The 24,836-nt window shown below is 63.9% G+C and carries 22 protein-coding genes and 1 tRNA gene; 7 read left to right on the forward strand and 16 right to left on the reverse strand.

All coding sequences use genetic code 11. From position 1 onward, the window contains the following. Positions 1-105 precede the first annotated feature (105 nt). The 10 genes from yidD to Q1Y33_RS03900 form a co-directional block, all read right to left on the reverse strand. Complete coding sequence (gene yidD, locus Q1Y33_RS03855) at positions 106-366, reverse strand: membrane protein insertion efficiency factor YidD (protein ID WP_300798434.1); 261 nt, start codon at positions 364-366, stop codon at positions 106-108. Further along, entirely contained in the window at positions 323-691 is a 369-nt protein-coding gene (locus tag Q1Y33_RS03860; protein ID WP_300798435.1) for a ribonuclease P protein component, read from the reverse strand. The genes yidD and Q1Y33_RS03860 overlap by 44 nt, the downstream gene beginning before the upstream one ends. A gap of 7 nt (positions 692-698) precedes the next feature. Then, positions 699-1,562 carry a uroporphyrinogen-III synthase gene (locus Q1Y33_RS03865; RefSeq protein WP_300798436.1) on the reverse strand — a complete coding sequence of 288 codons (864 nt, stop codon included), beginning with the start codon at positions 1,560-1,562 and terminating at the stop codon, positions 699-701. A 29-nt stretch (positions 1,563-1,591) separates the two neighbouring features. Then, positions 1,592-2,596 carry a DUF4271 domain-containing protein gene (locus Q1Y33_RS03870; protein WP_300798437.1) on the reverse strand — a complete coding sequence of 335 codons (1,005 nt, stop codon included), beginning with the start codon at positions 2,594-2,596 and terminating at the stop codon, positions 1,592-1,594. Beyond that, positions 2,593-3,786, reverse strand: coding sequence for a HAMP domain-containing sensor histidine kinase (locus Q1Y33_RS03875; RefSeq protein WP_300798438.1), 1,194 nt, complete (start codon positions 3,784-3,786; stop codon positions 2,593-2,595). Before Q1Y33_RS03875 ends, Q1Y33_RS03870 begins: the two co-directional genes overlap by 4 nt. Positions 3,787-3,851: 65 nt before the next feature. Further along, on the reverse strand, positions 3,852-5,513 hold the full coding sequence (locus Q1Y33_RS03880) for a S41 family peptidase (RefSeq protein WP_300798439.1): 1,662 nt from the start codon (positions 5,511-5,513) through the stop codon (positions 3,852-3,854). After that, a complete protein-coding gene (locus Q1Y33_RS03885; RefSeq protein WP_300798440.1) occupies positions 5,503-5,979 on the reverse strand; it encodes a hypothetical protein in 477 nt (158 codons plus the stop codon). The genes Q1Y33_RS03880 and Q1Y33_RS03885 overlap by 11 nt, the downstream gene beginning before the upstream one ends. Positions 5,980-6,048: 69 nt before the next feature. Continuing rightward, on the reverse strand, positions 6,049-6,933 hold the full coding sequence (locus Q1Y33_RS03890; RefSeq protein WP_300798441.1) for a 4-hydroxy-3-methylbut-2-enyl diphosphate reductase: 885 nt from the start codon (positions 6,931-6,933) through the stop codon (positions 6,049-6,051). Next, complete coding sequence (cmk, locus tag Q1Y33_RS03895) at positions 6,918-7,622, reverse strand: (d)CMP kinase (RefSeq protein WP_300798442.1); 705 nt, start codon at positions 7,620-7,622, stop codon at positions 6,918-6,920. The genes Q1Y33_RS03890 and cmk overlap by 16 nt, the downstream gene beginning before the upstream one ends. Continuing rightward, positions 7,609-8,286 (reverse strand): LysE family transporter, encoded by a 678-nt coding sequence (locus Q1Y33_RS03900; protein ID WP_300798443.1) that lies wholly within the window; start codon positions 8,284-8,286, stop codon positions 7,609-7,611. The genes cmk and Q1Y33_RS03900 overlap by 14 nt, the downstream gene beginning before the upstream one ends. A 228-nt stretch (positions 8,287-8,514) precedes the next feature. Here Q1Y33_RS03900 and Q1Y33_RS03905 point away from each other — a divergent pair, with 228 nt between their 5' ends. Next, positions 8,515-8,820 carry a DUF3467 domain-containing protein gene (locus Q1Y33_RS03905; RefSeq protein WP_300798444.1) on the forward strand — a complete coding sequence of 102 codons (306 nt, stop codon included), beginning with the start codon at positions 8,515-8,517 and terminating at the stop codon, positions 8,818-8,820. A gap of 295 nt (positions 8,821-9,115) precedes the next feature. Here Q1Y33_RS03905 and Q1Y33_RS03910 read toward each other — a convergent pair whose 3' ends face one another. Together Q1Y33_RS03910 and lnt are read right to left on the reverse strand one after the other, a co-directional pair. Further along, positions 9,116-10,405 (reverse strand): folylpolyglutamate synthase/dihydrofolate synthase family protein, encoded by a 1,290-nt coding sequence (locus Q1Y33_RS03910; protein WP_300798445.1) that lies wholly within the window; start codon positions 10,403-10,405, stop codon positions 9,116-9,118. Between the two features lie 22 nt (positions 10,406-10,427). Beyond that, positions 10,428-12,014: an apolipoprotein N-acyltransferase gene (lnt, locus tag Q1Y33_RS03915; protein ID WP_300798446.1), complete on the reverse strand. Its 1,587-nt coding sequence runs from the start codon at positions 12,012-12,014 to the stop codon at positions 10,428-10,430. A 94-nt stretch (positions 12,015-12,108) separates the two neighbouring features. Between lnt and Q1Y33_RS03920 the strand changes: the two genes are divergently transcribed. Next, complete coding sequence (locus Q1Y33_RS03920; RefSeq protein ID WP_300798447.1) at positions 12,109-13,509, forward strand: Gfo/Idh/MocA family oxidoreductase; 1,401 nt, start codon at positions 12,109-12,111, stop codon at positions 13,507-13,509. A 301-nt stretch (positions 13,510-13,810) separates the two neighbouring features. Continuing rightward, entirely contained in the window at positions 13,811-14,842 is a 1,032-nt protein-coding gene (locus tag Q1Y33_RS03925; RefSeq protein WP_300798520.1) for an endonuclease/exonuclease/phosphatase family protein, read from the forward strand. Between the two features lie 69 nt (positions 14,843-14,911). Here the strand turns inward: Q1Y33_RS03925 and Q1Y33_RS03930 are convergent, their stop codons facing one another. Both Q1Y33_RS03930 and Q1Y33_RS03935 read right to left on the reverse strand, forming a co-directional pair. Then, on the reverse strand, positions 14,912-15,352 hold the full coding sequence (locus Q1Y33_RS03930; RefSeq protein ID WP_300798448.1) for a hypothetical protein: 441 nt from the start codon (positions 15,350-15,352) through the stop codon (positions 14,912-14,914). A gap of 306 nt (positions 15,353-15,658) precedes the next feature. After that, positions 15,659-15,730 (reverse strand) — tRNA-Thr (locus Q1Y33_RS03935). Positions 15,731-15,863: 133 nt separating this feature from the next. Between Q1Y33_RS03935 and Q1Y33_RS03940 the strand changes: the two genes are divergently transcribed. From Q1Y33_RS03940 to Q1Y33_RS03955, 4 genes are all read left to right on the forward strand, one after another. Beyond that, positions 15,864-17,336 (forward strand): carbon starvation CstA family protein, encoded by a 1,473-nt coding sequence (locus tag Q1Y33_RS03940; protein WP_300798449.1) that lies wholly within the window; start codon positions 15,864-15,866, stop codon positions 17,334-17,336. Continuing rightward, entirely contained in the window at positions 17,317-18,009 is a 693-nt protein-coding gene (locus Q1Y33_RS03945; protein ID WP_300798450.1) for a tetratricopeptide repeat protein, read from the forward strand. The genes Q1Y33_RS03940 and Q1Y33_RS03945 overlap by 20 nt, the downstream gene beginning before the upstream one ends. A 46-nt stretch (positions 18,010-18,055) precedes the next feature. Beyond that, the gene (locus Q1Y33_RS03950) at positions 18,056-19,594 is read left to right on the forward strand and encodes a sulfatase-like hydrolase/transferase (RefSeq protein ID WP_300798451.1); all 1,539 of its coding nucleotides are present in this window, start codon (positions 18,056-18,058) and stop codon (positions 19,592-19,594) included. Between the two features lie 186 nt (positions 19,595-19,780). Further along, on the forward strand, positions 19,781-22,396 hold the full coding sequence (locus Q1Y33_RS03955) for a 4-alpha-glucanotransferase (protein WP_300798452.1): 2,616 nt from the start codon (positions 19,781-19,783) through the stop codon (positions 22,394-22,396). A gap of 96 nt (positions 22,397-22,492) precedes the next feature. Here Q1Y33_RS03955 and Q1Y33_RS03960 read toward each other — a convergent pair whose 3' ends face one another. Together Q1Y33_RS03960 and Q1Y33_RS03965 are read right to left on the reverse strand one after the other, a co-directional pair. Further along, positions 22,493-23,245 carry a LytTR family DNA-binding domain-containing protein gene (locus Q1Y33_RS03960; RefSeq protein ID WP_300798453.1) on the reverse strand — a complete coding sequence of 251 codons (753 nt, stop codon included), beginning with the start codon at positions 23,243-23,245 and terminating at the stop codon, positions 22,493-22,495. A gap of 7 nt (positions 23,246-23,252) precedes the next feature. Next, on the reverse strand, positions 23,253-24,632 hold the full coding sequence (locus Q1Y33_RS03965; protein ID WP_300798454.1) for a sensor histidine kinase: 1,380 nt from the start codon (positions 24,630-24,632) through the stop codon (positions 23,253-23,255). Between the last annotated feature and the right edge of the window lie 204 nt (positions 24,633-24,836).

A 24,836-nucleotide genomic window follows, 5' to 3' on the forward strand; every position in this document is an offset into this window, starting at 1 on the left:
ACGGGACGCTCTTCCGATGAAGAGCGTCCCGCTTGTTCTGTCCCCTTGTTGGTTGCAGACTCCAACCCGTTTTGGCATCATTACCCTTTTTGTGTGTCGCCCGTTTCAGGGAACGGGGTCGTAGCCGTGTCCGCCCCAGGGGTGGCAGCGGGCCAGACGGCGCAGGGCAAGCCAGGTGCCCTTCAGCGGGCCGTATTTGCGCAGGGCCTCGAGCGCATACTGCGAGCAGGTGGGCGTGAAGCGGCACGAGGGCGGCGTGAAGGGCGAGATGCACAACTGATAGAAGCGCACCAGGACGATCAGCGGCAGGGCGCAGAGCCGTTTACAGATGCTCCACGACCGATTCCAGAATCCGGCGGACGGCATGGGCGATGGTTTTGTAGGGCAGGACCTCCTTCGAGGAGTAGATGAGCGCCAGATCGAGGTTGACGGGGGTGTCGGCATGCAGCAGGTTCTTCTGCAGCCGGTATGCCTCCTTCGTGCGGCGGCGCAGCAGGTTGCGTTTGTTGGCCCGTTTGTGGAACTTCTTGGGCACCGAGAAGAGTACTTCGATCGATTGCACGAGGTCGGGTTCCGCGAACCAGACGTAGCGGAACGGGTAGACGAAGCCGCTCTCGCCGCTCTCGAACAGCCGGCGCACGGCCCCGAGCGAGCGGAGCCGTTCCGTGCGGGGGAGCGAGCGGTCGGGCATGGCGGTGTTATTTGCGGGATTCGGCCGCGGGGCGGCGCGTGCGGCTCTTCTTGGCGAGCTTGTGCTGCTGGCTGCGGATGAACTCCTCCTTGCGGGTGTCGGTGGTCAGCTCGACGGGCTGGATCTCCTCTCCCTTCTCCACCTTCGAGAGGTAGATGTCGACGGCTTTGGCCATCGAGGGGGCCACGGGCGTCGGGGCATTCGCCAGCACGGGGATCCCGGCGTCGATGGCCGCGCGGAGCGTCCCCTCGCCGAAGACGGCGATGGCGGGCAGCGTCTCGGAACCGAATTTCCCGACCAGCGTGGCGACATCCGTCGGCGAGTAGAGGGCCAGCAGCCCGTACTCCTCGAGGTTCACGTCGTCGAGGTCGGCCGCCACGGTGCGGGCCAGGATGACGGGGTTGAACGAGAGTTTGAGCTTGGCGAGCGTCTCGGGCAGCTCGGGCTTGTGGGGCTCGCTCAGGGCCAGCATGAATTTTTCTTCCTTATGCTTGATTATCAGCTCGATGAGTGACGTAAACGAACCATCTCCGAACGAAATCTTGCGTTTGCGGTAGACGATGTATTTCTGCAGATAGAGCGCCACGGCCTCCGTCTGGCAGATGTACTTCATGGTTTCGGGAACGGTAATGCGGGCCTCTTCGCAGATGTGGAAAAAACTGTCGACCGTCGTGCGGGAGGTGAAGATCACGGCCGTATGGGAGAGTATCTCGACTCGTTGAGCGCGAAATTCCTTCAGAGAGACGCCTACGACACGGATGAACGGTTTGTATGTGATCTCCACGTCGTATTTCTGGGAGAGTTCGTAGAACGGAGACTTTTCGAGGATTGCGGGTCTCGGCTGCGAAACCAATACTTTCTTGACTTTCAACTTTCCGGGAATTAGTTTTGTTATCTCTTTTACCTTGCCGTCAGCAGCCACAGGAGGCTGATCGGGAAAATTTCCACGGTGCAAAGGTACAAAAACCAATGCAAAATCGAAATTTTTTTGGAAAGAAAGAGGTTCAGCGTCTCCCGAAAGTAGAGCATGGCGGTGATGGCGAGCTCGGCGACGATGACCGTGAACCAGATTCCGCCCGTGCCGCGCGGGCAGAGCGCGAAGAGCAGCAGCATGGGGGAGGTGACGATTACGGCGAGGGCGAAGTAGGTGCGTTTGAGCAGGACGAGCTGCGACGTGAAGGGCTGCGAGAGGGTGAGGGCGCCGATCAGGCGGGTGGAGAGCAGCTGGAACGCCGCCACGGCCGTGCAGGCCGCCGTGGCGAGCAGGCTCATGGCGAGCACGGCGCCGTGCGGGAGCATGGCCACGAGCCGCTGCGGCATGAGCGCGTCGCCGTACTTGACCACCACGACCCCCATGAAGAGCATGCCGATGGCGGTCGTGACGTTCTGGAAGCGCGAGAATCCGCTGCCCCCGGGTCCCTCGGCCAGCCGCTGCCCCGTGGCCGTATCGCGGGAGACGCGCCCGATCAGGGCCCTCACGTCGCTCAGGTTGCGGTAGAGCAGCGTGCCGTAGGTGGCGGCCAGCAGCAGAACGAAGCCCTGGAATACGGCGTTCTCGATGAGCGTGTCGTCCGGTGTCACCGTGACCGGACCGGGTGCCGCCGCGACCGACTCCTGTCCGAAGACGGCCTGTGCGGTCGTGTCGCGCCAGCAGACGGGCTTGCTCTCCGGTCCGCATGCGCAGGTGTCGGCCGGGAAGAGGAGGTCGCCGTATCCTGCGGTGTCGGCCGGTGCGCGCAGCTGCGAGTCGTCGGTGAGGGTATCGGCGGCCGGACGGGGTGCGAATCCCGCCGTGTCGGCCGCGGCCGTTGCCGTGGAGACGCTGTCCGGTCCCTGCGGCGGGTTGGCGGCGGCAGCGGGCCGGATCGCCGTTCCGGCGTGCCGGTATGTCAGCGAGTCGGTCATCCTGCGAAGGTGCGTTTGAGGAGGACGCGGATGGTCGTGCCCTTGCCGATCTCGGAGTCTACGACGAATATCTTGCCCTGGTGGTACTCCTCGACGATGCGGCGCGAGAGCGAGAGCCCGAGGCCCCAGCCGCGGGTCTTGGTCGTGAAGCCCGGCTCGAAGATGCGTTTCCAGTTGCTTTTGGGAATGCCCTTGCCCGTGTCGCGCACGTCGATCATCACGTTGCGGTCATCCGACGAGATCTTCACGTCGATCGTGCCGTGTCCCTGCAGTGCGTCGAGCGAGTTTTTCATGAGGTTCTCCACGACCCACTCGAAGAGGGCCGAGTTGATGTTGGCCTGCACCGGGGCGATGGCCAGCCCGTTGTATTCGAGCGTGACGTTGCGCGGGATGCGCTTGCGGAAGTACATGACCGATTCGCCCACCACCTCGTTGATGTTGGCCGGGGTGAGCGGCGTTTCGGAGCCGATTTTCGAGAAGCGGTCGACGATCTTCATCAGGTGGGCGAGGTCCTTCTGCATCTCGTCGACGGCCGTCTGGTCGACGTTCTGTGCGCGCAGGTACTCGATCCACCCGAGCAGCGACGAGGTCGGCGTGCCGAGCTGGTGTGCGGTCTCCTTGGCCAGCCCGATCCACACGCGGTTCTGCTCGTCGTGTTTCGACGAACGGAAGGCGATGAACCCCAGCGTGATGAATGCCGCAATGACGAGCAGCTGGATGTAGGGGAAGTAGTAGAGCGACTTGAGCAGGGCCGACTTGCCGTAGAAGATGATATGGTAATAATTGTTGTCGGGCCTCCACCAGAAACGGACCGTGCGCGGGGTGTTCTCCTCGGTGAACTTCTCGATCTGGCGGCGCAGCTTGTCGGGATGGTCGATGATCTCCTCGGGGATCAGGTGCGAATAGTTGACCACCTCGAGGTTCTGGTTGGTGATGATGAAGGGGATGTTGTTGTTGTTCGAGATGAGGTCCTCCACGAGCGGGTCCTGGACCTGGAGCTTGCCGCTGAGCACTTCGCGGTTCACGCGCTCCATGGCATGGGCCCAGAGGGCGACGTCGTGCTGCTCCTTCTCCTTGAGCTGCTGGGCCATGTTGTTGGTGTAGAGCAGCGAGATGCCGCCCAGCACCACGCCCACGATGATTACCACCACGCGGTTGCGGAACGAGAATATGTCACGACGCAGTTTCATAGGGAATCTTCCTTTTCAAAATCTCTGCCGCTTCGGGTGCGGGGCCTCTCTCCGGTCCGCCGCCGCTATTTTTTCTTCGTGTCCTGCTCGGTGGTGATGCGGCGGTATTCGTCGGGCGACTGCAACACCCCGACGGCCCGCTGCAGCTCGGCGTCGTCCGCGAGTGAGTGCTCGATGACCCCCGCCGTGTAGCCGTGGCGCAGGATGATGTCGTTGTTGATCGATTCGACGACCTCCTTGCGGTAGGTCTCCAGGTTGGTCTGCGTGTCGTCCTTCAGCTCGGTCTCCAGGCGATCGAACTTTGCGGCCAGCTCCTCGAAGCGGTCCTCCTCGGCGGCCTTCTTCAGCGCCTTGAGCGCCCGCCGCGTGTCCGATTCGTAGGGGACCTTCTTGTCCTTCATGAACTCCGCGAAATCGGCATAGTCGGCATCGGTGATCGTAAAGGTGCGCACGTCGATCGTGTCGCCCGCATGGCGGCGCATGTATTCGTCGCCGAAGTCCTCGATGAATCCCAGGGCGTAGAGCGTCATGGCGAAGCGCGAGATGTACTCCGGTTCGGTGAGGAGGTCGGGCATGATGCCGCCGCCGTCATAGACCTTGCGCCCGGCGCGCGTCGTGAACTCCGAGATGAGCGAGTCGGGCACCGTATGGACGCTGCCCTGCTGCGAGTGGGAGTAGTCGACGGCCTGGATGCAGCGGCCCGAGGGAATGTAGTACTTCGCCGTTGTGAGCTTCAGCATGGCGTTGTAGCCCAGCGGACGGGTCGACTGCACGAGCCCCTTGCCGAAGCTGCGCTGCCCGACGAGCACCGCACGGTCGAGGTCCTGCAGGGCGCCGGCCACGATCTCCGCGGCCGAGGCCGAATTGCCGTTCACGAGTACGGCCAGGGGAAGGTCGGGCAGGATCGGCTCCGATTCGGTGCGGAAGGCCTGCCGCGACTCCTTCGTGCGGCCCTTCGTGCTCACGACCTCGGTACCCTTCGGGACGAACATCGAGAGGATCTTCACCGCTTCCTGCATGATGCCGCCGCCGTTCGAGCGGTAGTCCAGCACGAGGCCCTTCAGTTCGCCCTCGCGGCGCAGCCGTTCGATGGCCGCGCGCATCTCCTCGTAACACCCCTCGGTGAAGTCGCTGTGGCGGATGTAACCGATGCCGTCGGCTGCCCATCCGACGTAGGGCACGCCCGGAATGGCGATCCGTTCGCGGCGGATCGCGACGGTCTGCCGCGTGCCGTCGAGGTGCTCGACCGTCACCTTCACCGTCGAGCCCGGTTCGCCCTTGAGCCGTTCGGAGACCTGCTCGGTCGTGAAGCCCCTGGCCTCCTTGCCGTCGATGGCGATGATCTTGTCGCCGATCTTGAGCCCGGCCTTGTCGGCGGGGGAGTGCTGGTAGGGTTGTGCGATGCGCACGTAGTCCTCCTTCTGGCGGATGAGCGAGCCGATGCCGCCGTACTTGCCCGTCGTGAGGATTTCGAAATCCTGCATCCCCTCCTCGGGAATGTACTCCGTATAGGGGTCGAGGTCCTCGACCATACCGCGGGCGGCCCCCTCCATCAGGTGGTCGGGGTCTACCTCGTCGACATACTCCAGCGAGAGGGCCCGCATCATGTTGACCGTGATCTCCATGTTGCGCCCCAGTCCGAAGTCGTTTCGTGCGGCGAAGAGCGTGAGGGCTGCCGCCGCGACGAGTGCGCCGCCGACGGCCGCGCCCTTGAATTTACTTTTCATTGCGTCGTTTCATTTGCAGGTACGAGTCCAGCCGGTACTGCACGCGGGCCACGCCGCGGCGGATGCCGTCCAGCTCGATCCATTGTCCGTACTGCGAAACCCTGATCTCGTCCTCCCACAGCAGCAACAGCTTCTGCACGAAGCCGTCGGCGCGGAAGAAGAGTACGCCCTCCTCCTCGCGGCGCAGCGAGAAGCCCGCCGAGCGGAAGGCGTTGACGATCTGCTCGCGGTCGAGTTCCGTGTCGCCTTCGACGCGGCGCACGATGAAGCCGAAGCGGGGGTAGCAGAGCGCCAGCACGACGACCACAACCGGCAGCAGCAGCCCGCGTGTCGTGTGGAACATCACGTAGAAGGTCTCCCGGATGGTGAGCGTCGAGCCCATGGCGCGGTTCAGCGCCATGACGGCCACCAGAAGAACGCACAGGGCGACGAAATATTTTACGGAACGGATCAGATACCTTTTCATGACTGTCTTTTTTGCGGTTGAAACTATGTAGGGTCTGTTGTGATGCGGCGGCAGGACCTCCTGCGGCCTCTATGCCTTGTGTTGCTGCTGTTGCGGGGCGATCCGGCCGACGGCGTCGGCGACCTGCTGCATGAGCCACTTGGGCGTCGACGTGGCGCCGCAGATACCCGCCGACGCGGCGCCGGCGAACCATTGCGGCTCCAGCTCGGCGGCCTCCTCGATGTTGTAGGTCGCGGCGTTGGCGCGGCGGCACACCTCGAAGAGGACCTTGCCGTTCGAGGACTTGCGCCCGCAGACGAAGACCACGACGTCGAAGCGCCGGGCGAAGGCCGCCAGGTGCTCCTCGCGGTTGGCCACCTGCCGGCAGATCGTATCCTCGATCCGCACCTGCGCGGGGTCGGCCGCCCGGCGGCGCATCTCGTCGCACAGCCGCTCGAAGAGGGCGATGCTCTGCGTCGTCTGCGAGAGGAAGTAGACCGGCCGCGTGAAGTCGATGGCGTCGAGGTCCTGTGGCCCCTCGATGACGATCGTCGGGGCGTCGACCTGCCCCGTGAGCCCCACGACCTCGGCGTGCCCCCGCTTGCCGAGGATCACCACCTGTCCGCCGACGGGGCGCATGAGTTCGTGGGCCCGGACGACGCGCGTCTGGAGCCGCGCCACCACCGGACAGGTGGCGTCGATCAGGTCGATGCCCAGCTCGCGGGCCCGCGCATAGGTCGTCGGCGGCTCGCCGTGCGCCCGGATGAAGAGGCGGCATCCCGCCAGGCGGGGCATCTCGTCGTGCGTAACGGTCTGCAGCCCGAGACGTTCGAGGCGCTGCACCTCGATGCGGTTGTGGACGATGTCGCCGAGCGAATAGACCGTGCCGCCTTCCGCGAGGGCCTTCTCGGCCTCCGTGATCGCCCGGACCACGCCGAAGCAGAATCCCGATTTGTCGTCTATTTCGATGCGCACGCCTCCTTGAATTTATCCAGGAACCACACCATCTGTTCGTCGACGGTCATGTGGCTGTTGTCCAGCACGACGGCGTCGTCGGCCTGCCGCAGGGGCGACACGGCGCGGCTCATGTCGGCCTTGTCGCGTTCGCGGACGTTGCGCTCGATCTCCTCGAGCGTCACGTGCTCGCCCTTGGCCGTCAGTTCGTCGTAGCGGCGCCGCGCCCGTACCGCGGGGTCGGCCGTCATGAAGAGCTTGAGCTCGGCGTCGGGGAAGACCACCGTGCCGATGTCGCGCCCGTCCATCACCACGCCGCGGCGGCGGCCCATCTCCTGCTGCATGGCTACGAGCTTGCTCCGCACGGCGGGGATGGCGCTCACGCGGCTCACGCAGTTCGAGACCTCGATGGTGCGGATTTTGCCCTCGACCAGGTCCCCGTTGACGTAGATGTCGCTGGCGCCGCGCTCGGGGTTGAAGCGGAAGGTGATCGAGATGTCGTCGAGCAACCGCACGACGGCCTCCTCGTCGACCATGCCCGAGCGGATGGCGCCGTGTTCGAGGGCGTAGAGCGTCACGGCGCGGTACATGGCGCCCGTGTCGATGAAAATATAACCCAGCCGTGCGGCGATGGCCTTGGCGAAGGTGCTTTTGCCGCAGGACGAGAATCCGTCCACGGCGATGATGATCTTGCGTTTAGTGTCCGACATTGGGGAATATGTCAAAAAATGTGGATAGTATCGTGTAGATGCCGAGGACGCCGATGACGAGTCCTGCGACGTGGTTGATCGTGAGCATGTGGCGGGGCCGGAACTTGCGGCGGAAGAGGTTGACCACGCAGGCCAGCAGGGTCCACCAGGCCGAGGCGCCGCCGAAGAAGCCGACGATGACGAAGACGGCGCGCATGAAGCCTCCGAATCCCGAGTCGGTCATGTCGCCGCTCGAAATCTTGAAGACGGCGAAGAAGGCGAGGATGTAGGGGACGACCATGATGAAGTTGGCGATCGTCAGGCCGAAGATCGAGACGAAATCCTGCCACAGGGAGCTTTTGCCGGCACGGTTGCGGCGGATCTGCGGCACGGGGTTCTGCGAGAAGATGTAGACGCCGACGATGACGACGAAGATGCCGCCGATGACACGCAGCAGGGTGTTGTACTGTTCGATGCGGGTCTGGAGCATCGAGTAGAAGAAGAGCGCCGCCATGGCCATGATGGTGTCGGCGCAGGCCACGCCGATTCCCGAGACGATGCCCGAGCGGCGGCTTTTCGAGAGGGTGCGCTGGATGCAGAGCACCGCCACAGGGCCGACCGTGATCGACGCCGCCACGCCTACGCAGATGCCGCGGAAGAGAACTTCCAGAATGTCGAATGCCATGTTAACCTTGTTGCCGTGCGCCTGTCGTGCGCGGGTGAGTACTCGTGTGTCTTCAGGCAACAAAGATACGAAAAAGCTCCGACTTCCGCGTCGGGGAGAGCAAAAAAAGGGGCGTGTCCGTTCAACCCGAAGGCGGGGATGTTGATAAAAAATCGAAAACTTTTGACACCCGGCATCTCTTTCGCGGCCCGAAATTCGTTACTTTTGTGAAAACAACACTTTCCGACCATGGCCGATACAAAACAATTCGGGCTCGACGTGGAGCTCGGCGACGACGTGGCCCAGGGCCACTATTCGAATCTGGCGATCATATCGCACTCCACTTCGGAGTTCATTCTCGACTTTGCGACCGTGCTGCCGGGCGTGCAGAAGGCCCGCGTGAAGAGCCGCATCATCCTGACGCCCGAACATGCCAAGCGGCTGCTGCGCTCGCTGCAGGAGAACATCGTGCGCTACGAGACCAACGTGGGCAAGATCGTGATTCCCACGCCGCAGGCGGGCTCGGACAACGGGCCCAAGATGGGCCAGGCCTGATCCGCGGGCCGGGGTGCGGCGGGCGGCTGCCGCGGGGCGGACACTTCCGCTCCGGATGGCGGTGCTGTGCGGAGCCCGCATGCCGGGGCTTCGCGTTTTTACGGCCGCATGATGCGGCTCCGGCCCTGCCGGTGGGAGCCGCTGCGACCCGCCGCAGCCTTGTCCGGTCCGGCCCCGGACTGAAAAGCCTCCTGCACCCGGTGCCGGCAGCCATGACATGAAAAAACCGTTCGAAACTGATTCGGACGGTTTTTTTCGTCTGTGTGTCCGCGTTCCGGCGGCATGGCCCTGCGGCCTACAACGCCTCGGCGACGACGTAGGTGCTGCCGCCGATGAAGATCATGTCCTCGGCCGAGGCCAGCTCGCGGGCGCGCGCCACGGCGGCCTTCACCTCCTCGACCGTCTCGCCCTGCAGACCATAGATTGCCGCCTTGGCCGTCAGCTCGGCAGCCGGCAGGGCGCGGTCGCTGTGCGCCTGCGTGAAGATGTAGTGCGCGTCGTGGGGCAGCAGGGGCAGGATGTGCGCCAGGTCCTTGTCGCGCACGAAGCCCATGACGCAGTAGAGCGCGCGGTGGGGCGTGGCCTTCAGCTGCTCGGCGACGTAGGCGATGCCGTGGGCGTTGTGGCCCGTGTCGCAGACGGCGAGCGGCTCGCGGCCGAGCGTCTGCCAGCGTCCCATGAGCGAGGTGTTGGCTGCGGCGCAGCGCACCCCTTCGATGTAGGCGCGGCGCGAGATGGTCAGCGGCGTCTCCTCGTGCAGGAAGTCCACGGCGGCCGAGGCCGTGATGATGTTCCGCGCCTGATAGTTGCCCTGCAGGTCCAGCGTCAGGTCGAAGCGGTGCCCGTCGCGCGTGCGGCGCAGGGTGAAGCGCTGCCCGTCGCCCTCCATGTGCTGCTCCTCGCACGTGAAGAGCTGCTCGGCATAAATCACCTTCGACTTGTTGGCCGCGGCGGCCTGCTCGATGACGCCGTTGTAGCGCACGTCGCTCTCGCCGACGACCACCGGAATGCTCTTCTTGATGATGCCGGCCTTCTCGGCGGCGATTTTCTGGAGCGTGTCGCCCAACAGGGCCGTGTGCTCCAGCCCGATGTTGGTGATGACGCTCAGTATCGGCACGATGATGTTCGTGGCGTCGAGCCGTCCGCCCAGCCCCGTCTCGATGACGGCCACCTCGACGTCGCTCTGCGCGAAGTAGTCGAAGGCCATCGCGGCCGTCATCTCGAAGAACGAGAGTTCGAGGTCGACCATCTTGTCGTGGTGCTTGTCGACGAAGTTGACGACCTTCTGCTTGGGAATCATCTCGCCGTCGACGCGGATGCGCTCGCGGAAATCCTGCAGGTGGGGCGAGGTGAAGAGCCCCGTGCGGTATCCGGCCTGCTGGAGCACCGAGGCGATGATGTGCGACACGGACCCCTTGCCGTTCGTTCCGGCGACGTGGATCGTGAAGAAGTTGCGCTGCGGATTGCCCAGGTGGCGGCAGAACGCGGCGATGCGCTCCAATCCCGGCTTGTAGGCCGTCGTGCCCTTGGTTTCGAAGACGGGCAGCGACTGGAAGAGGAATTCGAGGGTTTGGTTGTAATTCATATCGGGATGCGGATTGTTTGTATTACGGTACGAGGTAATTCCGCCGTTTGACACGGTAGGCAACGAAGTAGAGCACCGAGAGCAACGTCACATACTGTGCGATGCGGCCCAGGTAGTCGCCGTAGCGGGTGTAGAAGGTCTGTGCGGAGCAGAGCGGCACGCGTGCCGTGATGACGCCGCGCTCCTCCCAGCCGAGGGTCTCGCCCACGTCGCCGCGCGGGGAGATGAAGCCCGAGCGGCCCGTGTTGGCCGAGCGGGCGATGGCGCGACGGTGCTCGATGGCGCGCAGGCGCGAAATCGAGAAGAGGTGGCGGTATCCGGGCGTGTCGCCCCACCAGCCGTCGTTCGAGACGATGGCCATGAACTGTGCGCCGCGGCGCACGAAGTCGCCGAAGAAGTCGCCGTAGAGCCCCTCGTAGCAGATTGCCGGGCCCATGCGCACGCCGCCGTGCTCGAAGGCCGTGCCGTGCTGTCCCATGCCGATTTGCCCCACGACGCCGCCGAGGTCGATGACGAGGAACTGCATGAGGTCGAAGACAATCGTCGGGGTGTTCTCCACGCCGATGACCAGCTTGCCCTTGTGGTGAATCTGGGTCTGTCCGGCGGAGTCGAGCCCCACGGCTGAGTTGAAGTTGTCGTAGCGTGCCGGGCTGAAGGGGATGCTGCGGGCCGTGCGGGGATAGACGCCGCCGGTGTAGAGCACGCGCGTGCCGGCTCCGGTGACGAGCAGGGCGCCGGGATGCGTGGCGCGGAGCGTGTCGCGCAGCTCCTGCCAGAAGGCGCCCGGTGCGGTGTCGCCGGGCTGCTCCGTGAGCCCCGGCTCCCAGTAGTAGCCCGGTACGGCGGTCTCGGGCAGGAGGATGAAGTCGGCGTTGGACGGCACCTGCGCCAACAGGTCGGCGATGTTGCGCTCCTGCAGCGCCTCGTCGTCGTGGAACTTGTCGTAGCAGTCGACGTTGGGCTGGATGACGCTGACGGTGACGCTCCCCTCGTCGGGGTCGTTCCACGACCGCCCGATGACGAGCGAGCCGATGACGGGCAGCAGCAGGGCTGCGGCGGCCGAGACCCAGCGCCGGAGGTTGCGGCGCTGCTGCCACGCCTCGAAAAAGAGGATGTTGCAGACGAGCACCCAGAGCGAGCCGCCGAAGACGCCGGTATATTCATACCACTGCACGGCCCACACGTCGTGCGAGAATCCGTTGCCGAGGATGAGCCACGGCCACGAAAATTCGCCTGTCGTGTACCAGTATTCGGTCATAATCCATGCCGCGACAAGCGTCGTGTAGGCCAACGGCTTGGGCGCGCGCTTGGAGACGGTATGGAAGAGCATGAAGGCGATCAGGTTGAGGAAGGTCGAGGCGAGGGTCGCCGCGACGGGTCCCACGGGCGTGGCGTACCATATCCACCAGACGGTGGCGGCGTTCCAGAGTACGAACGTGAGGGTTGCCCAGCCGAACATGCCCCACCAGGCGCGGCGCGAGGCGTTGTAGGAGGCGCTCACCCACAGCAGCGGGACAAACGCCGCGGGCAGGGTGAATCCCGTCAGACCGAGCCAGCCCGGAACGAGCAGGAGCGCCGAAAGAAGTACCGCCGCGAATCTTCGAGACATTGGGTGAGATTTTACGCCGACAAAAGTACGCAAACGGGGGCATATTTCAAAATAATTCCTACTTTTGTACAAAACACTTACAAACCCGTTCACAATGAAGAAATTTACGCTTTTATGCGGGTGCGTCCTGGCCGCCCTGCTGCTTGCCGCATGCGGCGCCCCCGAGGGATATTCGGTGCGTGACGGGGTGATCGTCTTCGACGAACCCGCCCGCGAACCCGGACAGCAGTCGGTGCTGGGCCTCCGCTGTGCGCCGATTGACACCGTCCGGGTGGGATTTGTCGGGCTGGGCATGCGCGGCCCGGGGGCCGTGGAGCGCTTCACACACCTCGACGGTGTGGAAATCAAGGCGCTGTGCGACCTCTATCCCGAGCGCGTGGCCTCCGCACAGGAGATTCTCGCGCGGCGCGGCCTGCCCGAGGCGGCCGCCTACAGCGGCGAGGAGGGGTGGAAGGAGCTCTGCCGCCGCGACGACATCGACCTGGTCTACATCGCCACGCCGTGGCAGCTGCACACCCCGATGGCGGTCTACGCCATGGAGCAGGGCAAGCACGTGGCCCTCGAGGTCCCCGCGGCGATGACGCTCGAGGAGTGCTGGCAGCTGGTCAACACGGCCGAGCGGACGCAGCGCCACTGCATGATGCTCGAAAACTGCGTCTACGACTTCTTTGAGTTGACGACGCTCAACATGGCCCAGCAGGGCCTTTTCGGGGAGATTCTCCACGTCGAGGGCTCCTACATCCACAACCTGGAGGAGTTCTGGGACTACTATCAGGGCAACTGGCGTCTGGATTTCAACCAGAAGAACCGCGGCGACGTCTACGCCACGCACGGGCTCGGCCCCGCCTGCCAGCTGCTGAACATCCACCGCGGCGATCGGATGACCTACCTCGTGGCGATGGACACGAAGTCGGTCAACGGGCTGAAGCTCGCGCGCGAGAAGATGGGCGCCGAGACCTTTGCCAACGCCGACCATACGCTCACGCTCATCAAGACCGAGCAGGGGCGCACGATCCACCTTCAGCACAACGTCTACACGCCGCGGCCCTACAGCCGCATGTACCAGCTGACCGGTACGGAGGGCTTCGCCAACAAGTACCCCGTCGAGGGGTATGCGTTCCGGCCCGAGCAGCTGGCCGGCAGCGGCATTCCGGACCACGAGAACCTCTCGGCACACGGTTTTGTGCCCGAGGAGGTGAAGGCGCAGTTGATGGCCCGTTACAAGCATCCGATCCTGCTGGAGGTCGAGGAGAAGGCCCGCGAGGTGGGCGGTCATGGCGGCATGGACTTCATCATGGACTACCGGCTGGTCTACTGCCTGCACCACGGCCTGCCGCTTGACCAGGATGTCTACGACGCGGCCGAATGGTCGTGCATCGGGGCCCTGACGCGCATGTCGCTCGAGCACAACAGCGCTCCGGTGGCCGTCCCGGACTTCACGCGCGGCGACTGGGCGAAGATCGACGGCTGCCGCCACGCCATGGTGACCGACTGACGCCCGGCCGTGTCCGGTATTTGTCGGATGCGTGGGGACGATGGATCCCGCGGCGGCATGGAACCGGAGAGAAAATAATAAATGGAAGCGGAATCTCCGTCGGGAGTCCGCTTCCTGCTTTTTTTTGAGCGTTTCGCAGTCGGGATCCTTGTTGCCCGCATACGTCGGAGATGCCGGTTGGACGTCGGGCAGCTCGGACTGGGTGCGGATTTTTGCGCGGCCGGGACAATGGTTTCGAGAAAAGGAATTATCTTTGCACTTACTCACGTGTAATGTCGGAGGCGGAATGAAACGGAAACGGGTGTCCTTGTTCGATCTCTTGTCGGTGGCGGCGACAGGCCTGCTGCTCGGCGCGGCCCTGCTGTGTCGTTACGCGTCGGATGTTTCGCCGGAGACAGGCCGCTTCTGGGCGCTGCTGGCCCTTGCCATGCCGGGTGTGCTGCTGCTGAACCTTGCCGCGCTGCTCTATTGGCTGCTGCGGCGCCGCTGGTTTGTCTGCCTGCTGCCGCTCGCGGCGCTCGGCTGGAATGGCGGCTACGTCTCGGCCATGGTGCAGCCGCCCCGGCTGAAAAACTCACCGGAGCGTGCCGACCTGCGCGTGGCGACGCTCAATGCCTTCAATTTCGATCTGGGCGAATCCCGCTACCAAACGGCGCAGTCCGTTGCCGAAATGATGGACCGGGAACAGGTCGACGTCCTCTGCGTGCAGGAGTTCCCGGTCTTTGCGGACACTCCCGTAGACAGCCTGCTCAACTTTTTTACTCCGCATTTCCCTTATTGCGTGCAGGATGGCTGGGAGGCTATCTTGAGCCGTTATCCGATCGTGGCGTCCCGCTATGCGCGCTATGCTGATTCCTGGAATGCCTATCTTTGGACCGATCTTGCGGTTGGCGACGATACGGTGCGGGTTATTTCTGTGCACCTGCAGACCACGGGCATCGCGGCACAGCGGGCCCGATACCGGAAGGATCACAACCGGGAGGCGCCTGTCGAGAAACTGCTCGGCGAGGTGGAGCGCAACAGCCGTATCCGGGCCCGGCAGGTGCAGGAGATCCACGCGCTGATCGACTCGGTCCGCGGTCCGCTTGTTCTGGCCGGGGACTTCAACGATACCCCCTCGTCGTATGCCTACCGTCAGATCGCCCGCCGCCTGCGGGACGGGTTCCGGGCGGCCGGTCACGGCTATGGCAGTACGTTCCGTCCTTTGGGCGGCGTGCTGCGCATCGACTATATCTTCTGCAACGACTTCCTGCGCTGTGTCGACTACCGCACCCTGCCCGATGCGGTCAGCGACCACCGGGCCGTCATCGCCGATTTCGAGTTCCGCCGGTAGTCAAATCTTCTCTTGCGGAGAGCTCCGACCCTGTCGCGAGCGTGTTGCCGCCGGTATATGGTCTCCGGCTCATGGCGTCTCCGGCTCTTCGGGGCAAATTCCCTCTTTGGTAAACCGGATGCAAAAACCGTCGTTGATAGCGATTATCCTGAGGACCTCTCGGTGGCCGTATGTCCCGATTCGGGAGGGGTCGGGGGCCCCGAAATCATAGTCTAAATCGAGTAGCAGCGGGTATTGTTTGTCGTTTATCACGGCATACCGGTTCGAGGCCTTTGCCCAGTCGATGTAATCCCGGCCGGTGTTCACGAAGAGTTCGTAGACGCCGTTTCCCTTCCGGTATAAGGTCATGGAGAACTTGAGCTCCGCCGATTGCAGCCTGCGCTCGATATAGTCGTTGATCTCCGCCTCCACCTCGTCGGGGGACACGTAAAGAATCTTGTCGTCGCTCTTGCCCCTTGCCGGGCCGGTGCAGACGACGAGGGCCAGCAGGATTGAAAGGATTTTCTTCATCGGTCGAGTTGTTTTTGCCGTGCGTTGCCACCTCGATTATTAAATGGTGTGTCTTTTTTCGCGTCTGTCCGGGCCGATTCAGCGGCCGATCAGGCGGGGAAACCGCGCGGAACGAATCTTTGCCGAGGGGATTCTCCCGAAGACAGGATAAAGATACGACAGATGAGGCGTAAAGGCAAGCACTCGCGGTCTTTTTTCCGCGGCGGGTATCCGGACGGCAGGTGACGGATGGGGCGAATCCCGCCCGCGCCCCTTGCCGCATACGAAAAAGAGGTCGCATCCTGCGATGCAACCTCCTGATTTTCGAGCCGAAACCGAGATTTGAACTCGGGACCCCTTCATTACGAGTGAAGTGCTCTACCGCTGAGCTATTTCGGCCTGGGAAGACTTCCTGTCTCCTTTCGGACTGCAAATATCTGAAAAAATTTCTTTTCCTGCAACAATTTTGCAAAAAATCTCTCATTTCTTCTTATCTTCGCGTTTGAAATAATCCCATACTCTTGAATTTACGATGATTACTTTTTTGGTGTGCCTGGCCCTGCTGGTGGGGGCATATTTCATTTATGGCCGTTATCTGGAGCGGCTCGTGGGGGTTGACCCGGCGGCTGAGACGCCCTGCCGGAAGCTCTATGACGGTGTGGATTACGTGCCGCTGCCGCGCTGGCGCATATTCCTCATCCAGTTGCTCAACATCGCCGGCCTGGGCCCGATTTTCGGTGCCGTGCTCGGTGCCGCCTACGGTCCCGTGGCCTTCCTGTGGATTACCTTCGGAGGCATCTTCATGGGCGCGATGCACGACTTTGTCGCGGGTGTCATCTCCCTGCGGCACGACGGTGCAAGCCTTCCCGAGACGGCCGGCCATTACCTCGGCCGCGGACCCAAACTCTTCATGCGCCTCTTTTCGGTGGGCCTCATGGCGCTCGTCGGGGCGGTCTTCCTCTCGCAGCCCGCATCGCTGATTGTCAACCGGCTCGACATCCCGGTGCTGGAGGGGATTGCCTTTGGCGATTTCTCCTGGCTGATGCTCATCGTGCTGGGCGTGATTCTGCTCTACTATGTGGCGGCCACGCTGCTGCCCGTCGACAAAATCATCGGGCGCATCTATCCGGTGTTCGGTGTCGCGCTGCTCTTCATGGCGCTGGGCGTGCTCTTCGTCCTGCTCTTCAGCGGCCGCTATACCATTCCCGAGTTCACGTCGTTCGAGAACTGCCTGACCGACGCCCGTGAGTTCCCGATTGTGCCGATGCTCTTCACGACGATTGCCTGCGGTGCCATCTCGGGCTTCCATGCCACGCAGTCGCCCCTGATGGCCCGCTGCATGCGCAGCGAGGGCGAGAGCCGCTCGGTCTTCTACGGCGCGATGATTTCCGAGTCGATCGTCGCCCTGATCTGGGCCGCCATCGGCATGTCGTTCTGGGGTGATGTCGCCGGGCTGAATGCCGCCATCGCCGAGCACGGCGGGCAGGCGGCCATCCTCATCGACCTGATTGCCCGCGAAACGCTCGGTCCCGTGCTGGCCGCCTTCGTCATCTTCGGCGTCGTGGCCTGCGCCATCACCTCCGGCGATACGGCCTTCCGCTCGGCGCGCCTGATCGTCGCCGACTTCCTCGGTGTCGAGCAGCGCTCGCTGCGCAAGCGCATCTGGATCAGTCTGCCGCTCTTCGCCGCGGGGCTTCTCATCATCTTCGCCCTGCCGTTCCAGGTCATGTGGAGCTACTTCGCCTGGATGAACCAGACGCTGGCCGTCGTGACGCTTTGGATGATTGTCGTCTACTTCGCGCGTCGCCGCCGCGGGGTGGTCGTAGGGCTGATTCCCGCCCTTATCATGACTTACGTCTGTGCCAGCTACATCTTCGTCTCGCCGCTCATGTTCGGCATGCACAACCGCGTGGCGGCCTATGTGCTGGGCGGTGTGCTGACGCTGGCCATGCTCGTGTGGATTATCATCAAAGTGCGCCGCGACCATGCAAAAGGCATCGCTTAACCCGACTCCCGACCAGACCTTCGAGGTCATCGGCGAGGGCCCCTACGATTTCGTCCGGGTGCTGCGCCACAGCCGGGAGCTGCAGCAGTCCGGCGATGTGGAGGGGGCCTGCAACGAACGTTTCAAGGCCTTCCAGCGGCTGGCGGAGCTGATTCCCGAGCAGGAGGAGGTGATTCTCGAGTGGAACCACCGCAATTCGCGCGCGGCGCTCGAGCTGATCGAGGCTTCGGCCATCGACCACTTCCTGATCAACGACTTCGAGATGTCGGCGGCGCTGCTGGAGATGCTGCTGGAACTCGACCCCGAAGACCACCTCGAAGGGAGTGAGCTGCTGGCGTTCGACTACCTGGCCATGGACGAGCAGGAGCTCTTCGACGAGGTCATCAACGACATTTCGGACAAGAGCGCCAGCCGCGAACTGCTGCTGTTGTGGTCGGCCTACCGGCGCGACGGCCGCCTGCCGCAGGGCGAGCTGAAACGCTTCCGCACGCGCTTCGCCCCCTACTTCGCCGAATTTACGGCGGCGGAGCACCCGGCCGACGACGTGTACCTGCGCGATATCGAGAGCGAGCGCCCCTCCGTGGCGGCGCAGGCCCGCGAGTTGTGGCTGCGGACCGAGAATCTCTGGGTTCTGTGGCCCGGCTTTATCGATGCGCTCCGGGCGTCGCGCTGACCGGCCATTCCGATCCGAATCGAAACCTCTTAAAACCAAGATAACCATGAAACCTTCCCTCTTTCTGGCGGCATTGCCCTCGGCGGCACTGTTGCACGGTTGCGGCGAGCCGGCTGCTCCGGCTCCGCAGCGGCCGAACATCATCTTTATTTATGCCGACGACCTGGGCATCGGCGACTTGAGCTGCTACGGCGCGACGAAAATCTCGACGCCCAACATCGACCGGCTGGCTGCGCAGGGGCAGCGCTTCACCAACGCCTATGCGACCTCGGCCACGAGTACGCCGTCGCGTTTCGGCCTGCTGACGGGCATGTATCCGTGGCGGCAGGAGAATACGGGTATCGCCCCGGGCAACTCGGAGCTGATCATCGACACGGCCTGCTACACGTTGGCGGACGCCCTGCACGGTGAGGGCTATGCCACGGGTGCCGTGGGCAAGTGGCATCTCGGCCTCGGCCCTGCGGGCGGCACGGACTTCAATGCGGAGATTCGCCCCGGAGCCCGCGACATCGGCTTCGACTACGAGTTCCTGATCCCTGCGACGGTCGACCGCGTGCCGTGCGTCTTCGTCGAGGACGGACATGTCGTGGGGCTGGACCCTGCCGACCCGATCACGGTGAGCTACACGCACAAGGTGGGTGACTGGCCCACGGGCGAGGAGAACCCCGAACTGGTGACGCTCAAGCCGAGCCAGGGTCACAACAACACGATCATCAACGGCATCCCGCGCATCGGCTGGATGACGGGAGGCCGTGCCGCGCTGTGGGTCGACGAGAACATCGCCGACACGATCACGGCGAAGGCCACGCGCTTCATCGCAAGCCACCGCGACGAGCCCTTCTTCCTCTACATGGGTACTCAGGACGTACATGTGCCGCGCGTGCCGCATCCGCGTTTTGCGGGCAAGAGCGGACTGGGGACCCGGGGCGACGTGATCCTGCAACTCGACTGGACAATCGGCGAGGTGATGCGCACGCTCGACAGCCTCGGCATTGCCGACAATACGCTGCTGATTTTCACGTCGGACAACGGGGCGGTCATCGACGACGGCTATCAGGATCAGGCGCTCGAACTGCTCAACGGCCATACGCCGATGGGTATCTACCGCGGCGGCAAGTACAGCCTCTACGAGGCCGGCACGCGCGTGCCGTTCATCGTGCGGTGGCCGGCGCGCGTCCGTCCGGGCGAGCAGCCGGCGCTCTTCTCGCAGATCGACGTCTACCGCTCGCTGGCGGCGCTCACGGGAGCCGAAGTACCGGCCGGGGCCGCACCCGACAGCCGCGACTGCCTGCCGGTGCTGCTGGGCGAGTCGCATGAGGACCGCGAGTATGTCGTGCAGCAGAACCTGAACAATACGCTGGCGATCATCTCCGGCAACTGGAAATACTTTGAGCCGAGCGACGGCCCGGCGCTCGAGTACTGGACGAAGATGGAGCTGGGCAATGCTCCGGAGCCGCAGCTGTACGACCTCTCGACGGACCCGTGTGAGCTGAACGACGTGGCGGCGGAGCATCCCGATGTCGTGAAGTCGTTGTCGGCGCAGCTTGCCGGTGTGCGCGGTGCGCTCCGCCCGGCGAACCGGTAGGTCGCTCTTGGCATAAAACCGGCAGCCCGTCTCTTCGCAGAGACGGGCTGCTGTCGTGTGTGCGGGATGTTTGTCCGTAGTTTGCGTTGCTGCAAAAAAATTCGGGCTGCGCATGAACGGAATTCGGACGGATTTTTTAATTTTGCATACCGCTACCCGAATCGAACCTAACGACATACCGACCTTATGAAAATCGTTTTCAGTATCGAATACCGCACCCGCTGGGGCGAACGGCTCGTCCTGCGCCTCGGACGGCGTCGTCTCGAAATGCAGTATGCCGACACCGGCATCTGGACCGCCGTGCTGCCGAAGACCGATCCGGCGGAGCCGCTCGAGTACCGCTACGAGGTGGAGGCCGACGGCGCATGCCGCCGCCGCGAATGGAGCATGCACCGGTTGCAGCTGCCCGAAGGCAAGGCGCCCGCAACGCTGCGGCTGCGCGACCGCTGGCTCGACATGCCGTCCGATGCGCCGTTCCACTCCTCGGTCTTCACGCAGGGTATCTTCGGCCGCAAAGGCACCGACGAAGGCCCGAAAGCGGCACGGAAAAGCCGCCGCGGCAACATCGCGATCCGCACCGTGCAGGCGCAGCTGCGGCCCGACGAGGTGCTGGCCATCGCGGGCAGCGGCCGCGAACTGGGCGACTGGCAGCGTGTCCTGCCGATGGACGACGCCGAATTTCCCGCATGGACGCTCCCGCTCACCGTCACGCGCGGCTTCGAATACAAGTTCCTGATCGCCGACCGGCGGACCCTCGCCCCGATCATCTGGGAGGAGGGCCCGAACCGCACGTGGAAGACGCTTCCGGCGCAGGACGAGGCCGTCATCGACTCGACGCCCGTCCCGCAGTTCCCCGAGCGGCACTGGCGCGGCGCCGGCACGGCCATCCCGGTCTTCTCGCTCCGTTCGGAAAAGGGATTCGGCGTCGGCGAGTTCCCCGACCTCAAGCTGCTTGTCGACTGGGCCGCCGCCACGGGGCAGCGCATCCTGCAGCTGCTGCCGGTCAACGACACGACGATGACGGGCACGTGGGAGGACTCCTACCCCTACAACGCCAACTCGACCTTCGCGCTGCACCCGCAGTTCCTCCGCCTGACGGAGGCCGGGGTCGAGGAGGACGACGAATACCGCCGCCTGCGCGACGAGCTGAACGCCCTGCCGGAGGTCGACTACGAACGGGTCAACCACTCGAAGCTGGAACTGCTGCGCAAGGCCTTCGCACGCCACGGCACCCGCACGGCCGCACGCCGCGACTACAAGGAGTTCATGGAGGCCAACCGCGAGTGGCTGCTGCCCTACGCGGCATTCCGCACGCTGCGCGACGACTACGGCACGGCCGACTTCTCGCGCTGGGGCGGTTACGCCCGTTACGACCGGCAGAAGGTTGAGGCGTACTGTCTCGACCGGCGCAACGACGTGGCCTTCCACTGCTACGTGCAGTACCACCTGCACCTCCAGCTTTCGGAGGTGCGCCGCTACGCCCACAGCCGCGGCGTCGTGCTGAAGGGCGACTTGCCGATCGGTATCAGCCGCACGAGCGCCGACGCCTGGCAGTCGCCGCGCCTGTTCCACATGGATTCGCAGGCCGGGGCTCCGCCCGATGCCTTCTCGGCCGTGGGGCAGAACTGGGGTTTCCCGACCTACAACTGGGAGCGCATGGCGCAGGATGACTACGCCTGGTGGCGTGCCCGCCTGAAGAAGATGTCGGAGTATTTCGACGCTTACCGCATCGACCACATCCTCGGCTTCTTCCGCATCTGGGAGATTCCCGCCGACGCCGTGCACGGGCTGCTGGGGCACTTCAACCCCGCAATGCCCTATTCGGCCGAGGAGCTGCGCAGCGTCGGGTTCGACATGAGCGACGGACGCTACACGACGCCGCGCACGGACGACTGGATTCTCGACTCCTTCTTCGGCGACCTGGCCGGCGAGGTGCGCACCAAATGCCTGCGCGACGGACGGCTCATCCCCGCCTGCGCCACGCAGCGCAGGGTGGCGGAGCGCTTCCCCGGGGATGACGACCGCTCGAAACGCCTGCGCGAGGGCCTTATGGCGTTGCTCGACGACGTGCTTTTCGTCGAGGACCCGCGCCGCAAGGGGTGCTATCATCCCCGCATCGCGGCCCAGTCGACCTGCGCCTTCCGGCTGCTGGCCGACTGGCAGCAGGAGACCTTCAACCGCCTGCACGACGACTTTTTCTACCGCCGTCACGACCGCTTCTGGCAGGAGTCGGCGCTGCGCAAGCTGCCGATGCTGCTCACGGCCACCGACATGCTCTCCTGCGGCGAGGACCTCGGCATGATCCCCGACTGCGTGCCCGAGACGATGCACATGCTGCAGATTCTCTCGCTCGAAATCCAGCGCATGCCCAAGTCGCCGGCCGATACCTTCGCCGACCCGGCCCGCTATCCCTACCTCTCGGTCTGCACCACCTCGACGCACGACATGAACCCGCTGCGCGCCTGGTGGGAGGAGGACCGCACCGTCACGGCGCGCTTCTACCGCGAGGTGCTGCACGGCGAGGGCGACGTGCCCTGGTTCTGCGAGCCGTGGATATGCCGCCGCATCGTCGAGATGCACCTCTCGTCGCCGTCGATGTTCACGATCCTGCCCCTGCAGGACTGGCTCTCGATGGACGGCACGCTGCGTTACCGCATGCCCGACAAGGAGCGCATCAACGTCCCGGCCATCCCGCGCTACTACTGGCGCTACCGCATGCACCTGTCGCTCGAGCAGCTGCTCGGCGAGGTGGATTTCAATACGACGCTCCGTGACATGATCGCCGTCAGCGGCCGCCGCTGATCCGTCCGCAAGCAAAAATGAAAAGAGACGGCCTCCCGTGGAAGGGAGGCCGTCTCTTTTCGTTTTTGCACAGGCCGACTGCGGCCCGCGGGGTCGCTACCTGCCGCCTTCGAGCCAGCGGAGAAAATCCTCGACGCGCGAACGGCTTACGACCAGCTCGAAGTCGGGGCGCGGCCGGGCGATGACCTTGAGCCGGTTGCCGAGGTACTTCACGACGCTGGAGATCGCCTGCATCGAGATGATGCAGTTGCGCGAGATGCGGAAGAAACTCCGCTCGTCGAGCTCCTCGGAGAGGATGTCGAGCGAGAGGTCCATCACGTAGCGGTTGTTGTCGCAGGTCACCAGGTAGGTGTTCTTCTCCTCGGAGTAGAAATAGGCGATGTCGGCGGTCCGCACCGGCACGATCCGGTCGTTGAAGCGCACGACGTAGCGCTGCTTGTATTCGCGGGGCGTGCGGAGTGCCGACAGCAGCCGCTCGGCGTCGATACCCGCATCGCGCTGCCGGCACCGTTCCACGGCCCGTTTCAGCGCCGCGGGGTCGATCGGCTTGAGCAGGTAGTCGATGCTGTTGACCTCGAAGGCCCGCACGGCATAGCTGTCGTAGGCCGTGGTCATGATGACGCGGGCCGTGACGTCGACCTGCCGGAAGATTTCGAAGCACTCCCCGTCGGAGAGCTCCACGTCCATGAAGATCACGTCGGCCTCGTTGCCGGGCGTGCGGAGCCACTCCACCGTATCGCGCACCGAGCCGGTCATACCGACGATCCGCAGGTCGGGGTAGTGCTGCGTGAGCGTCCGCGCCAGGCTCTGCTGCGCCATGATTTCGTCCTCTACGATCAATACTTTCATGGATGTACTATAACAAAGGTAAGGTTACACGGTATTCCTCCCCGGTGCGGACGATGCCGATCGGGAGGTTCGCCAGGTCGAGGTACTGCTGGCGGATGTAGGTCAGCCCCACGTGTGTGGAGGAGGCCGTGGGCGAGAGCCTCGGCCGCAGGTTGTTGGTCACCGTCACCGAGTCGGCCGTCGCCGTGATGCGGATCACGAGCGGCGAGGAGGCCTCCACGACGTTGTGCTTGATGGCGTTCTCGATGAGCAGCTGCACCGAGCAGGGGACGATGTTGCGCGTCAGCGCCCCGTCGGCGATGTCGGTTTCCACGCGGAACCCGTCGGGGAAGCGGACCTGCAGCAGTTCGACGTACTTCGCCACGAAATCCATCTCCTCCTTCAGGTGCACGAGCGTCTCCTCCTCGTTGCGGAGCATGTAGCGGTAGACGCCCGCCAGCTTGTGGATGTAGTCGCTGGCCTGTTCGGTGCGCTGCTCGCAGACCAGGCAGTCGAGGATGTTGAGCGAATTGAAGAGGAAGTGGGGGTTGAGCTGCTGCTTGAGCTTCATGTAGAGGAACTGCGCCTGGTGGGTCCTGCCGCGTTCGGTCCGCAGCACGGAGCGGGCGACGAGGGCGTAGTCGACCATGAAAATCACCGAATAGAGGGTCGCCTCGACCAGCAGCGTGAGAATCGACAGCTGGAGAAATTCGCGCCATGAAAAGGTGCGGTCGAAATCGAACGGCAGGCGGAACCCCGCAATGAGTGTCACGGCAACGGTGGTCAGCACGACAAACACCGACAGCTCCAGCCCCCTGGCGAAGACCGGGCGTTCGCCGTGGCGGCGCATGTAGCGCACGAAGATGATGTTGACGCAGAGCAGGACGATCAGCGCCACGGAGTTCGAGCCGAGCAGGTCGGCCATTTGGTAGAGGCGGTCGGCCGAGAACGACGGCGTGGCGAAGAGCTCGACATAGGCCAGCCGCAGCGCGAAGATCACCCCCACGGCGAGCAGCATGAGCCCGATGCGGGGGTTCCAGCTTGCGGGACGCGGCGTGTCGTCGCCCCGGCGGAAGATGCGGGTGAACCACACGAGGCCCCAGCCGAGGAGTTCGGTCGTGAGGAAGGTCGAGACGGCGTGCACGGCGAGGGGCGAGCGGATGATCCGTTCGATCAGTTCGGCGCCTTCCGTGCCGAGCAGGTAGCCGATCACGTTGACGATGATGACGCTCGAAGCGGTGAATTCGACGTTCAACCCCCGCTTGAGGCAGATGAGCACGATCAGCACGATGGTGAGCAGCGTCAGGACCAGTTCGTCGTTGACCCCGGCGATGCGGCACAGCAGCGCCACCGCCGCGTGCAGTACGGCGAACAGGTGGATGATTCCCGAGACCTTGAGTGAGCGCATAAAAACCGGTCCTGCTGCCCGAATGCAGCATTTTGACCTCAATAAAGGTAGCTATTTCCGACGAAAAAAACAAATCGGAGCCCCAAACCGCTCGTCGGAAAAATCCCGCCGTTCGTCGTGCCGGTTGTTCCGTTCGTCGCCCGGAGGTTCCGTCCGGAGGATATTTTATTAAAATTTGTATGACCTAAAAACCAACCTGAAACC

It is taken from the genome of uncultured Alistipes sp. (assembly GCF_949296715.1).
Classification (GTDB): Bacteria; Bacteroidota; Bacteroidia; order Bacteroidales; family Rikenellaceae; genus Alistipes.

Coding starts and splice junctions, on each gene's coding strand:
- yidD (WP_300798434.1), bottom strand. CDS start 366: ATGCCGTCCGCCGGATTCTGGAATCGGTCGTGGAGCATCTGTAAACGG.
- Q1Y33_RS03860 (WP_300798435.1), bottom strand. CDS start 691: ATGCCCGACCGCTCGCTCCCCCGCACGGAACGGCTCCGCTCGCTCGGG.
- Q1Y33_RS03870 (WP_300798437.1), bottom strand. CDS start 2,596: ATGACCGACTCGCTGACATACCGGCACGCCGGAACGGCGATCCGGCCC.
- Q1Y33_RS03875 (WP_300798438.1), bottom strand. CDS start 3,786: ATGAAACTGCGTCGTGACATATTCTCGTTCCGCAACCGCGTGGTGGTA.
- Q1Y33_RS03880 (WP_300798439.1), bottom strand. CDS start 5,513: ATGAAAAGTAAATTCAAGGGCGCGGCCGTCGGCGGCGCACTCGTCGCG.
- Q1Y33_RS03885 (WP_300798440.1), bottom strand. CDS start 5,979: ATGAAAAGGTATCTGATCCGTTCCGTAAAATATTTCGTCGCCCTGTGC.
- cmk (WP_300798442.1), bottom strand. CDS start 7,622: ATGTCGGACACTAAACGCAAGATCATCATCGCCGTGGACGGATTCTCG.
- Q1Y33_RS03900 (WP_300798443.1), bottom strand. CDS start 8,286: ATGGCATTCGACATTCTGGAAGTTCTCTTCCGCGGCATCTGCGTAGGC.
- Q1Y33_RS03905 (WP_300798444.1), top strand. CDS start 8,515: ATGGCCGATACAAAACAATTCGGGCTCGACGTGGAGCTCGGCGACGAC.
- Q1Y33_RS03910 (WP_300798445.1), bottom strand. CDS start 10,405: ATGAATTACAACCAAACCCTCGAATTCCTCTTCCAGTCGCTGCCCGTC.
- lnt (WP_300798446.1), bottom strand. CDS start 12,014: ATGTCTCGAAGATTCGCGGCGGTACTTCTTTCGGCGCTCCTGCTCGTT.
- Q1Y33_RS03920 (WP_300798447.1), top strand. CDS start 12,109: ATGAAGAAATTTACGCTTTTATGCGGGTGCGTCCTGGCCGCCCTGCTG.
- Q1Y33_RS03930 (WP_300798448.1), bottom strand. CDS start 15,352: ATGAAGAAAATCCTTTCAATCCTGCTGGCCCTCGTCGTCTGCACCGGC.
- Q1Y33_RS03940 (WP_300798449.1), top strand. CDS start 15,864: ATGATTACTTTTTTGGTGTGCCTGGCCCTGCTGGTGGGGGCATATTTC.
- Q1Y33_RS03945 (WP_300798450.1), top strand. CDS start 17,317: ATGCAAAAGGCATCGCTTAACCCGACTCCCGACCAGACCTTCGAGGTC.
- Q1Y33_RS03950 (WP_300798451.1), top strand. CDS start 18,056: ATGAAACCTTCCCTCTTTCTGGCGGCATTGCCCTCGGCGGCACTGTTG.
- Q1Y33_RS03955 (WP_300798452.1), top strand. CDS start 19,781: ATGAAAATCGTTTTCAGTATCGAATACCGCACCCGCTGGGGCGAACGG.
- Q1Y33_RS03960 (WP_300798453.1), bottom strand. CDS start 23,245: ATGAAAGTATTGATCGTAGAGGACGAAATCATGGCGCAGCAGAGCCTG.
- Q1Y33_RS03965 (WP_300798454.1), bottom strand. CDS start 24,632: ATGCGCTCACTCAAGGTCTCGGGAATCATCCACCTGTTCGCCGTACTG.